The sequence below is a fragment of the Microbacterium sp. F51-2R genome (assembly GCF_052180235.1).
Taxonomy (GTDB): Bacteria; Actinomycetota; Actinomycetes; order Actinomycetales; family Microbacteriaceae; genus Microbacterium.
Genome location: NZ_CP197470.1, coordinates 1038701 through 1051773, shown reverse-complemented (window position 1 = coordinate 1051773; position 13073 = coordinate 1038701). Strand labels below are relative to the sequence as shown.

Below are 13073 nucleotides of genomic sequence, written 5' to 3'. Positions count from 1 at the left end.
GCCGTGCGTTGCGCAATCTGCTGAGCATGTGGCGATGCGAAAGACCTTCGTGCCGGTTTCGTCACATTGCTCACGGCGCGCGCCCGCGTGGATAGTGTCGGACCATGTCCGGGAGCTACACGCATGGCCACCACGAGAGCGTCCTGCGCTCGCACGAATGGCGCACCGTCGCCAATTCCGCGGCGTACCTCGTGCCGCACCTGCGCGCCGGTCAGCGCATCCTCGACGTCGGAGCCGGTCCCGGCACCATCACCGTCGACCTCGCCGAGCGCGTCGCGCCGGGCCAGGTCGTGGGGCTGGATGCCGCGGCCGACGTCGTGGCGAAAGCCGCCGCGCTCGCCGCGGAGCGAGGGACCCGGAACGTGTCGTTCGAGGTCGGCGACGCCTACGCCCTCGAGGCCGACGACGACTCGTACGACGTCGTGCACGCCCATCAGGTGCTGCAGCACCTCTCGCGGCCGGTCGACGCACTGCGGGAGTTCCGCCGCGTCGTCGCTCCCGACGGGGTCGTCGCGGCGCGCGACGTCGACTACCGCGGCGTCATCTGGTACCCGCTCCTTCCGGGGCTCGCGGAGTGGCACGAGGTGTACCTCCGCGTCCACCGGCTCGTGTCGGGGGAGCCCGCCGCGGGCCGGCGACTGAAGGCCTGGGCTCGCGCTGCCGGGTTCGCCGAGGTCGAGTCCTCCGCCTCGCTGTGGCTCTTCGAGAAGCCCGAGGAGCGCGAGTGGTGGGGCGGGTCGTGGGCCGACCGCGCGCTGCACTCGTCGTTCGCCGAGCACGCCGTCGCGCACGGGGTGACGGATCAGGCGGGCCTCGAGCGCATCGCGGAGGCGTGGCGGGAATGGGCGGCATCGGAGGACGCCTGGGTGCTCATGCCGCACGGCGAGATCATCGCCCGCGGCTAGGGCGAGATCCTCGCCCGCGGCTAGGCTGACGCCGTGACCGAGCACCTGCCCGCGCGAAGCCGCCTCGTCCACGACTCTCTGCGCGCCGCCGGCATCACGGGCGACATCGTCGTGCTTCCGGATGCCGCATCCACGGCGCCGCTCGCGGCAGCAGCGCTCGGCATCGAGGTCGGCGCCATCGCGAACAGCCTCGTCTTCTGGTCGGACGGCGAGCCGCTCCTGGTCATGACCAGCGGCGCGCACCGCGTCGACACGCAGGCCCTCGCAGCGCGGCTCGGACGCGAGAAGATCCAGCGCGCGACCCCCGAGCAGGTGCGCGAGGCGACGGGCCAGGCCATCGGCGGCGTGGCGCCGACCGGGCATCCCACCCCGCTCACGACGATCGTCGACGAGGATCTCGCGCGCTTCCCCGAGATCTGGGCCGCGGGCGGCACCCCGCACACGGTGTTCCCGATGACCTACGAGGAGCTCGTCCGTCTCACCAGCGGCATGGTCACGAAGGTCGACTGACCCTCCGAACTCCGCGGATTCCCTTGCCGGCATATCTCGCGGCGGAATATCTGCTGTTGTATGCCGCGGGGGCTAGGTGTAGACACATGCCTTGACGGGGGTCGCACTACGTTTGGGGACGCGCGTGAGGGAACCTCGCAGCCATAGCGCTGCCGAAGGGGAAGGCGTCCTCGGACGCGCCCTCTCCGCCGCCCCCTTCCGGGTGGTGCTGCTGTCCGTCGTGCTGGCGCTGTTCCTTCAGACCGCCGTCGCGGCGCCGTCCCCGATCTCCTCGGACGGGGCCCTGCTCGCCGGGACCGCGTCGTCCGCAGACCGCCATACGGCCGCAGAACTCACGCCGCAGGCGCTCCAGTGCGCCGCGCGCGCCGTCGCCGCCGAGTGGCGGGCGGCAGGCGCCGACGTCGACGGCATCGTCGTGACGCTCGCCGACCTCCCCGGGCGCCAGCTCGGCTACGCCGACGGCCGGCACATCCGCATCGACGCCGATGCCGCGGGCTGGGGCTGGCAGCGGATGAGCCTGGCCTCCGTGCTCCGGCACGAGATGGGCCACGCCCTAGGTCTGCACCACGAGGACCACGGACTCATGGGCGAAGTGCTCCACGCGGGGGACCGCCTCTCGATCTCGCACCACGACGCGTCGCTGGTCGGGGCAGAGCCCGATTCGGGACCGCTCCTGGCGGCCATGGAGGCGACCGACGGCACGACGTCCGACCCGACCGCCGATCCGCAGCCGGCCGATGCATCCTCTCCCTCGACCGACCCGGCGCCCGAGGCCCCCCCGGCCGCGCCCGTCGCGTCGGAGCCTGTCGCCGAGCCCGCTCCCGCCCCCGCCGACCCGGTCGCCGTCGATCCGGCTCCCGTCGACGCGGCTCCCGCCGATGCGGCGCCCGTCGCGGCAGTGACGCCGAGCGACGCCGATCCGGCGTCCACCGACCCGGCCGATGCAGCCGCCGCCGACGTGCCGGTCGACGCTGTCGCGCCGGTCGCCCCGAGCCTCACGGCGTCGGTCTCGACGGTCGACTTCGGGGCGCGGCATCCGCTCACCGGCGGCTCGATGACCTTCGTGCTCACGAACACCGGCACCGAGCCCCTCTCCCTCGCCGACGTGCTCGACGACGCGAGCGGCGCCTTCCGGCTCGACGGACTGCCCGAGACGCTCATGCCGGGCGAGTCGGTCACGGTCACGGTCGTCCTCGTCCCCGGTGCCCCGGGGACGCGCAGCGCCGTGCTGCGGCTTCCGGGCCTGGACCCCATCCCGGTCACGGCGACGCTCACGCGCTGGTCGATGGACGGCGGGACGGCGGTCGCGACGGCCGGCGACGGCTTCGCGCACGAGCTCGTCATGGTGAACGGCGTGCTCGCGCTGGTGGGAGCAGACGGCTCCGTCGACGCGGCGCCGGCCGCGGCATCCGTCGTCCTCATCGGGGGCGCCGGAGACGACCGGATCGCGCTCGGCGGATCCACCGGCGGCACCTCGGTGCGGGTGGTCGGCGGCGCGGGGAGCGACACCCTCGCCGGCCCGGCGGCCGACGCGGTCTGGCACATCGACGGCGAGGGCAGCGGCGACGTGTCGGGCGTCTCGTTCGAGGGCTTCGAGAATCTCGTCGGGGCAGCCGGAAACCAGGACGAATTCCGGTTCGGGGCCGCGGGCCGATTGGCCGGAGCGGTGGACGGCGGTGCCGGCGGGTTCGACACGCTCGTCATCGACGCCGCCGGCCGAAGCGTCGTCTCGGAGGCGCACGACCCCCATTCCGGCGTCATCGACGTCGGCGGCGTGCGATACGTCTACGCGGGCCTGGAGCCGATCACGCTCTCGGGCACGACGACGATCACGGTGAAGGGCACCGCCGGCAACGAGGTCATCACCGTCGCCCCCCACGCGACGCTGGCCGGCTGGCTCACGGTGACCTCTCCGACCTCCGAGACGCTCAACTTCTCGATCCCGACGACGGCGCTCGTCATCGACGGCCTGCTGGGCATCGACGAAGTGCACTTCACGGGATCGATCGACCTCGGCGTCGCGTCGCTCACGGTGCTCGCCGAGACGATCCTCGTGCAGGCGGGCGCGTCGGTGCGGACGGCGGACGACGTCACGCTGGATGCCGTGTCGTCGACGGATGCCGCGTCCTCCGGTGTGGCTGCGACCGCGAGCGTCGCGGGACACCTCGAGGGGCGGAACGTCATCGTGAGCGCGACAGCGCGCCAGCACGTGACGCGCACCGGTGGGGCCGAGACGGCAACGTACACCCTCGGATCGTCGGCGCTCGCCGAGATCGTGGCGGGCGCGAGTGTCGTCGCGGCGACGCTGCAGGTGCTCGCGAAGACGGATGTCGATGTCGACTACCACGCCGTCGCCACGTCGCTCACACCGTGGACCGACGTCATCTCGGTCGTGGACGCCCGCGTCGACGTCAACGCGGTCAGTGCGACGCGGGCCCACATCCGCTCCGGCGCGGCCGTGACGATCGGCGGACCGGCCGGCGGCCAGACGCTCGTCGTCTCGGCGACCGACACCACACGCCTCGTCGTCGTCCTCGACGACGAGAGCCGGCCCGCGCTCGAGGCGATGCTGTCGAGCCCCGTCACCGGCCCGCTGTACGCCGACACCCACTTCGGCTTCGACAGCCTGCAGGTGCACGTCGACATCTCGCGCACGACCGAGGCCTCGATCGAGGCGCCGATCACGACGGCAGGTCTCGTCGCCGTGCGCGCCGCGAACGACGGCGAGGTTGCGGCCCAGGTCGCCTCCGCGCTCGTCGGCGTCGCACACGTCGACGTCGACCAGGACGACGCGACCGCACGCGTCGGCTCGGCGGCCCTCACGGTCGGCGGGCTCGAAGTGACGGCCACGACGGCGGGGCAGTACGCCGCGCGGGCCAAGGACGCGCGCATCGACGTGACCGGCGCGACGCGCGCGGCCATCGAGGAAGCGACGATCACCGGCGATGACGCCGTGTCGGTCGGGGCCACCGACACCAGCAGCCTCACCTCGACGGCGGCCGACCTCGTGCTCGTTCCGGGAACGCCGCTCGTCACGCTGACGGCCTCGCGTGCCTGGAACTCGCTCGTGCGGACGGTCGCCGCCGGCGTCACAGACTCCGTCGTCACTGCCGGCGGTGCGGTCGCGGTCACGGCGCACGGCGACCCGCGGCTCGTCTCGACGACCGATGCCGCCTCGATCGCCGAGCGCCCCGGACTCGTGTCGAGCGACGCGATCGCGGTCGCTGCGGTGTTTGCGGCCAATGTGCTGCGCGGGTCGGTCACCGCACTGGTCGAAGACAGCTCCGTCACGGCCGGCACGATCGAGATCTCCGCCGAGGCGGCCCAGGCGCTGATCGACGCGACGTCGGATGTCAGCGCCGTCGCGACCACCGGCGCCCTGCAGCTCGACAACATCCCCAAGCTCTCGATCGGCGCCGCCCTCGCCGTCAACCTCATCGGCTGGGTCATCGACGACACGGCACTGGACGCCTTCCTCTCGGCCCTCGATGCGCTCCTCGGGACGACCTTCGGCGCCGGCGCCGCCGTCTGGTCGGTCATCGCATCGTCGATCGACTCCGACCTCACCGCGGACGGCGACATCACCGTGAGCGCGCGCACCGCCGAGCTCGTCAACGCGACGGTCAGCAACGCCTCCGAGGCCGCGGTCACCGCGATCGCGGGCACCGTGTCGGGGGCTGCCGGCGTGACGATGGCGACGAACAAGGTGCTGAGCGAAGCCCGGGCCGCGATCAGGGCGACAGGCTCGACGCCGGTCGTCGTCTCGGCGGGCGGCGACCTCACGATCCGGGCCGACGACGACGCCATGATCTTCTCGAACGTCAAGCTCGTCTCGTCCTCGATCACGACGAACGACGGCGGGCTGCACTTCCTCGCGGCAGGCTCCGGCGCGCTCGCGGATGCCGAGCACGAGACGTCGGACGGCGTCGTCGACCTCGCCTTCGGCGACCGGGTGCGCATCTCCTCCGACTACGAGTCGATCGACCATGTCGCCGCGACCTCGCCCGCCGACCAGCTCGTGACCGTCGCGACCGGCGACGTCGTCGAGCTCGCCGACGGCTACGGCGACGCGCGCTTCACCTCCGCCTCCGGCGTGCGGCTCGTCTCGCACGGCGACGTCGTCTACGTCGAGGGCGACTACACCGGCCCGGGCGACCCCGAGGCGTCGTACCGCTACCTCGGCCAGAGCGGCCGGATCGACCTGGGCGACCAGGACTACTCGGACGCCGACGTCTGGGCGCCCATCGGCGGTGAGGCCGGCAGCCTCTACCGCTACCACGGCGCGGCGGCTCAGCTCGACCTGAACGCGCTCGACTACTCCGACGACACCCTGTGGACGTACGTCTCGGGGAGTCCCCTCAGCGTCTACCAGTGGATGGGCCCCGACACCGCGGACGTCAACCTCGGCGCGCAGAACTACTCCGATCCCGCCTGGTGGAAGTCGGTCGGGCCGACGGACTACTTCCCGAACGGCCTCAACATCACGACCTCGCCGTCGGTGACCGTCGCCGCCGTCATGGTGCTCAACGACGTGCAGAGCGACGTCACCGCGGAACTCCTGCGGGCGAGCGTCGATGCCGCGAACCTCACGGTGCTGGCGATCGAGCAGGCCGCGATCCGGGCCGAAGCCGATGTCACCGCAAAGGCCTCGGGCGGGAGCAGCTTCACGGGCCAGGGCTTCGTCCTCGCCGCCGGCGGGATCATCGCCACCAACCGCGTGCTGGGCGGGGCGACGGCGAGCGTCCTGGCCAGCACCCTCGACATCGTCGGTGCGATCTCGGTGCGCGCCGAGCTCGTCGCCGAGATCGACGCGCGGGCGCTCGCCGCCGTCGACGCGGCGGGCAACGCCTTCGGCATCACCCTCGCGTTCAACACGATCGGATGGGCGCCGACCAACGTCTTCTTCGCGCTGATCGAGGCGCTCATCGGCGACCCGCTCATCGGCCAGAACACGGCTTTCGGGGCAGAGCGCCCCGCCGATGCGACGGCCGTCATCGGGGGGAGCCGCGTGACGGCGGGCGGCGCGGTCGCGGTCACGGCGCAGGCCGCGGCATCCGTCATCGCGTATCTGTCCAACGAGGCCACCTCCTTCCCCTCGGCACTCTTCGGGCCCGAGGGACTGAGCATCAACGGCGCCGTCGCGTCCAACCGCGTCTCGAGCGGCGCGAACGCCAAGATGGACGGTGCCACCGTGCCGCTCTACACGTGGGCGGACACGCCCTCGTCGCTGCACGCCGGTGATGTCGTGCGGGCACTCGACGGGAAGCTGTACCTGTGGACGGGCGGCACGCGGGGTCCTCCGGCCGGCGGCACCACCATCGATCTGGCCACTGAGAACTACACCTCCGCCGGATGGGTGCTCGCCGACAGTGTCGTCGTCGTCCCCGTCACCGCGGACTCGGTCACCGTCACCGCGATCCGCGCGGCGACCATCGACTCCCAGACCTCGCTCTACGCCGAGGTCCAGCCCGACATCGAACTGGCCGGCGGTCTTCTGAACCGCTGGTTCGGGCTCGCGACGAGCGACTACGAGTACACCGAGAACTCGGGCACCGTCGCGGTGAAGTTCGGCGATCGCGTCCTGGCGTGGGGCACCGACGAAGACGGCGAGCCCGTCACGGTGACCTACCTGTACATGGGCATCGACGGCACCGTCGACCTCGGCGCCGAGGACTTCGGCGACATCCTGCGCTGGAAGGCGCTGACGACCGCGACGCTCATCACGTACGCGACGACCTACGCCACGCTCGGCGCCATGGGCAACGCCATCGGCCGCGACCTGACGGGCGACTCCAACAGCTACGCGGGTCTCATCGTCGCCAACGACGTGCGCGGCTCGACACGGGCCGAGATCGTGGATGCCGTCATCCACGCGGTCTCGGGCATCGCCGTCACGGCGACCGACGAGTCGAGGATCTCCTCGTTCGACGACAGCACGATCTCGTCGTGGAACGGCAGCGGCGGCGTGCTCGTCACCAACAACGTCGTCACGACGGCCGACGCGCTCGTGACGCGCAGCCCGCTGACGGTCACCGCCGGCGATCTCCTCGTCGCGGCCGAGCAGGCCGGAAGCATCGATGCCACCGCCACCACGACCGTCGAGGCCTGGGACGCCAAGACGGCGATCGCGGCCTTCAACGCCGTCGGCTGGCGGTCGCAGAACCTCCTGTTCAACCTCCTCGACGCCCTGCTGGGCGGCCCCGTGCTCGCCGGCGAGGTGAGCGGCGAAGCCCCCGCCCGGGCGTGGGCGATCATCACCGACTCCCCGCTCGACATCTCCGGCGCCATCATCGTGAGCGCGACGAGCCAGACCTCGGTCACCGCCGTCGCCGGCAACGAGAACACCGTCGACGCGGTCGTGACCTTGCTGTTCCCGGGCGCCACGACCCCCGCGCCGGGGGCGAACGGCTATGGTGCCGAGGGCGCCGCCGGCGGCCTCCTGTTCGCGACGAACAAGGTGAGCAGCGCCGCGCGCGCCGAGATCGTCTTCTCATCCGGGGCGCCCGGCACCGTCACGGCGGGCGGGTCGATCGACGTCACCGCTACGGATGCCGCGACCGTCGATGCGCAGAGCACGACAGTGCAGAACGTCAACACGCAGAACAACCTCTCCGGGATCGCCGAGATCGTGGGCGAGTGGCTCTTCGACGGGGACTACGCGTTCACGGCCGCGTCGGGCACGCGCGTCCTCGCGGCGGGCGACCGCGTGCTCGCCAACGCCGACGGCGACATCTACCTCTACAAGGGCCCCGCCGGTCCCGTGGACCTCGGCACGACGGTGTTCACGAACACCCTGCTCTGGCAGCTCGTCCAGGAACCGAACGACCTCGACTCGATCATCCCCGGCATCAGCGACGTGCTGAATCTCAACTTCACCGACTCCGAGGCGCGCGCGATCGGGATCACCTTCGTCATGAACGACGTACGCAGTGATGCGGATGCCGCGGTCACGCGCGCGGTCGTCACGGCGGCGTCGCTGTCGGTCGTCGCGCAGGGGACGGCGCTCCTCGTCGCGACGGTCGAGACGAACGTCTCGGCGATGGGCGGGAACAGCTTCACGGGCCAGGGCACCGTCTTCGCCAGGGGCGGACAATCGGCGGCGAACGTCGTGCTGGCCTCGTCGCGCGCCATCGTGACGGACTCCGCGATCACGCTCGGCGGCGACCTGCTCGTGCAGGCGATCAACGGCGCGGGACTCGACGCGACCCTGAACTCGTCCTTCGCCTCCGGTGCAGAGGCGGTCGGCATCGCCCTCGCCTTCAACTCGATCGGGTGGAAGGCCTCCAACATCCTCTTCAACGCCCTCGAGACGCTGCTCGGCGACGCGCTCCTCATCGAGGGGATCGACGACGCGGCCGGCGACAACATCGAGGACTACATCGGCACCCGGCCCGCCGAGGCGATCGCCCGCCTCACCGGCACCATCGTGTCGGCGGCGAACATCTCGGTGCTCGCCGAGAACACGGCGCAGCTCAACGCGACGGTCAGCAACGCGGCATCCACCGAGGCCGCCGCCCTCTACGGCGCAGAGGGCTCCGCGGTCGGCGTGCTCCTCGCCAGCAACAAGACGGCGTCGCAGACGATCGCCGAGATCGTCGCGGGATCCGCCGCGACGCTCACGGTGCACGCGAGCGGCGATGTCGTCGTCGACGCCTCCGACGCGTCGGGCGTCTTCGCGAACGTCACCCTCGTGACGGGGGCGACCACGACCAACGACGGCGGGTTCTCGATCATCCGCGGAGCGATCAAAGACAGCCGCCCCGTCGACTACGTCTCGAGCCAGGCCGGCCTGCGGCTCATCAAGTTCGGCGACACGGTGCGCGTCGCCGCCATCGAGGAGGACTACTCCAGCGGTGACGGCGAGATCGACGGCGGCGTGCAGACGGGCGAGATCGTGCGCCTCGACGACGGCTACGCCGACGCGCGGTTCGACACCGACGCCGGCTACCGGATCCTCATGAACGGTGACGTCGTCGAGGTGCTCACCGGGTACACGGGCGGCGGCGCGCCCGGCACCTACCGCTACGTCGGCGGCAGCGCGCGGCGCGACCTCGGCGCCCAGGACTACACCGACACGGATCTGTGGGCACTCATCGCGGGTGAGGGTGGTCGCGCGTACGAGTACGTCGGCGCCACCCCGTATCTCGGCGACCTCTCGCTGGTCGACTACACCGACGCCACGCTGTGGCTCGCGCTCGGCGGCGACGAGGGCGAGATCTACCAGTGGATGGGTCCCGACACGACGATGGACCTCACTTCGCCGCCGTACGCCTACGACGATCTGGGGTGGTGGAAGCCGGTGCCGGTCAACGGCATCCTTCCGGGCGGACTCAACATCAGCGGTTCGCAGGCCATCGCGTACGGCGGTCTGGTGGTGCTCAACGACGTGCGGGCGAGCGCCCTGGCCCGGATCGACCACGTGTCGGTCGAGGCCGGCGGCGACGTGCTCGTGCAGGCGCACGAGGAGGCGCTCCTCCGTGCGACGGCCGACGGCTCGATCGTCTCGTCGGGCGGCGCGTCGTTCCCCGACATGGAGGGCGACTCCATCGCACGGGGCGGTGTCATCGCCACCAACGTCGTGCTGTCGGAGGCGATCGCGAAGATCGTCGACAGCGACGTCGTCGCCGGCGGCGACGTGCTCGTCGGCGCCGAGAACATCGCGCAGCTCGACGCCGTCACCAAGGTCTACATCGAGTCGGCGCAGGAGAACGAGGGCATCGCCCTCGCCTTCAACTCGATCGGCTGGAAGTCGCAGAACCTGCTCTTCAACCTCATCGACGCGATCATCGGCGACCCGCTCATCGGCGAGGCGATGGGCGGCCTGCAGCCCGCGAAGGTCGAGGCCCTCATCGAGCGGACGGATGTCGAGGCCTCGGGCGATATCGCGGTGATCGCCGTGAACGCGGCCGTCATCAACGCCGAGCTGAGCAACGAATCAAAGGCCGTCGTGATCATGGTGTGGGGCTCGAGCGCCAAGTCGATGGGCTTCGGCGTCGCGAAGAACCTCGTGAACGCCTCCACGACGGCAGCTGTACGGGGGACCCCGGCATCGCCGGTCAGCATCGTGGCCGGCGGCGGGATCACCGTCAGCGCCGACGAGGTCGCCGAGATCGCCGCCGACAGCACGGTCGACGTGCTCTCGCAGGCCGTCAACGACCCGACGCTGCTGTTCACCGGCATCTTCGAGGAGGCCGTTCAGGACTACGGCTACACGTCCAACTCGGGCACGGCCGTCGCCATCAAGAACGGCGAGCTCGTCCGCGTCGCCGACGACTACGCGACCGCGGCGGCCGCCGGCAACGTCTACGCCTTCCTCGGTGGCGACCAGGTCGTCGACCTCACGACCGAGACCTACACAGACACCACGCGCTGGCGCCTCCTGCAGACCGAGGGCGAAGACGATGAGGACTGGCTCACCTGGCTCATCCAGAAGGTCGCGTCGCTCTGGACGAGCGCGCAGGGCGTGGCGGGCCTCGTCGTCGTCAACGACGTGCGCGGCGGCGTCGCCGTCGAGGTGAGCGATGCGGTGCTGGATGCCGAGGCCGACGTCGCGCTGACCGCGACCGAGCGCGCCGGGATCACGGCGACCGACACGAGCATCGTGAAGGTCGAGGGCGGCCAGGGCGACGTCGGCGGCGGGAGCGGCGGCACGGGCGGGAGCGGTGGGACCGGCGGGACGGGTGGGACGGGCGGGACGGGCGGCACCGGCGGGACCGGCGGTTCGGAGACGCCCGGCGGCGAGGACGAGGACGGTTTCCGCTCGATCGGCGTCAACATCGTCATCGCGACCAACACGGTGCTCTCGGGTGCGACGGTCGCGGTCACACGGGCGACGGTCATCGCCGGCGGCGCCATCGTCGTGCGTGCGCAGAACCGCTCGTTCATCTTCGCCGAGGTCACCAACGCGACGGCGACGACGGGGATCGGCGTGGGCGTCACGCTCGCCTTCAACTCGGTCGGCTGGGACTCGCAGAACATCGTCTTCAACATCGCCGAGGTCTTCGCCGGCGCGATCATCGGCACCGAGAAGCCGGTCCAGGCGGCCGCCGACGTCGTCGGCAGCACGCTCAGCGCGGGAGGCGGCGTCGAGGTCTCGGCCGCCGACTCGGCGCGCATCGACGCGCATGTCGCCTCGTCGGTGGTGACGGTCACCGTGAGCCTCGAGGACGAGGCGACGTCCGTCGCGATCGACCCCGTCATCGCGATGAACAAGGTGAGCACCCTGACACGGGCGCGGATCCAAGACGCGCAGACCTCGGACGACACCCCGGCGATCTCGGCGGCCGGGGGCGATCTCGTCGTGCGGGCCGACGACATGACCTCGATCACGGCCTTCGTCGAGGCGCCCGTGACGGCCGTCGCCGTCTCGCTCAACCCCGACAACCGCACGGTGAGCGTCGGTGTCGCACTGAGCGTCACGCGCAACGACATCCAGACCGCGACGGACGCTCAGCTCATCGACGTCGAGTGGGCGCGCGCGTCGGGCGCCGTCACCGTCGCCGCGACCGGCTCGTCGACGATCGACTCCACCGCGACGGCATCCGCCATCACCGTCGCCGTCACGATCAAGGGGGCCACCGCCGTCAGCGGCGGCGGCGCGGTCGCGATCAACATGATCGCGGGGCACACGAACGCCACGATCGACGGATCGCGTGTGACCGCCCAGGGCGGCGCCCTCGAACTGTCGACGCGGTACGACGCCACGATCGTCGCGACCGTGCGCGCGCTCGCGGTGGCGGTCGCCGTCGCGGCGAGCGGCACCACGCCCGCCGTCGCGATCGGCATCTCGGTGGCTCGGAACCTCATCGGCTGGGAGCAGTTCGGCAACCCCACCGCCTTCGACGACACCCGCTCGTCCGATCCGATCGAGGCGAAGGCGCGGGCGGTCGACGCGATGCTCGAAGCGCACGGCGCCGCGAGCGACGTCATCGTCTCGGCCGAGCTGGCCTCGGTCATCACGGCGGTCGTCGAGGCGACCTCGGTCGCCGTCGCCGCCTCCACCGACACGGCGATCGCCGTGTCGATCGGCGGCGTGTGGACCGACAACATGATCGGGGCGCGTGTCGAGGCATCCGCCACCCGCACCGGTGTCACGGCCGGCAGCGCACTGCGGATCACGGCGAAGGACACCTCGTCGATCACCGCCGACGCGCGGGCCGCCGCCGTCGCCGCCGTGCTCACGGCCGGCAAGGGCGGGTCGGGCGCCGTCGGGCTCTCGCTCGCGCACAACCGCATCGACGTGCAGGTGCAGGCGCTCCTCGTCGAGGCCGGGACGATCGCCGCCCCCGGGGGAGTGTTCGTCACCGCGATCAGCGACAGTCACATCTCGGTCACCTCGATCGCCGTGGCCGTCGCCGTGGCGATCGCCGGCGGCAACCCGGCGGTCGCGCTCGCGGGGGGCGGCGCCGAGTCGACGAACGTCGTGCTGTCCTCCACTCGCGCGGCTGTCGTCGGCGGGATGCTGGGCACTGCCGCGAACCCCGTCTCGGCCGCCACCGTGCACGCCGAGGCGACAGGCTCGATCACCGCGACGGTCGTCGGTGTGGCCGGCTCGATAGCGTTCGGCGGCGGATCGTCGGTCGGTCTCGCACTCGGCATCGCGGTGGCCCGCAACTTCATCGGCTACGACCACGCCGATGCAGTCGCCGACTACGCCTC

The 13073-nt window shown here is 71.6% G+C and carries 3 protein-coding genes (1 of these 3 cut by a window edge); all 3 read left to right on the top strand.

Annotated features, from left to right (window positions below):
* Positions 1-104: 104 nt before the first annotated feature.
* Positions 105-905 (top strand): methyltransferase domain-containing protein, encoded by an 801-nt coding sequence (locus ACSBPH_RS04745; protein ID WP_442576449.1) that lies wholly within the window; start codon positions 105-107, stop codon positions 903-905.
* A gap of 33 nt (positions 906-938) precedes the next feature.
* Positions 939-1415 carry a YbaK/EbsC family protein gene (locus ACSBPH_RS04740; RefSeq protein ID WP_442576448.1) on the top strand — a complete coding sequence of 159 codons (477 nt, stop codon included), beginning with the start codon at positions 939-941 and terminating at the stop codon, positions 1413-1415.
* Positions 1416-1539: 124 nt separating this feature from the next.
* Positions 1540-13073: the beginning of an HYR domain-containing protein gene (locus tag ACSBPH_RS04735; RefSeq protein WP_442576447.1), read on the top strand. 23788 nt of this gene lie beyond the right edge of the window; 11534 of the gene's 35322 nt are visible here — the first part of the coding sequence; its start codon is at positions 1540-1542; its stop codon lies off the right edge, out of view.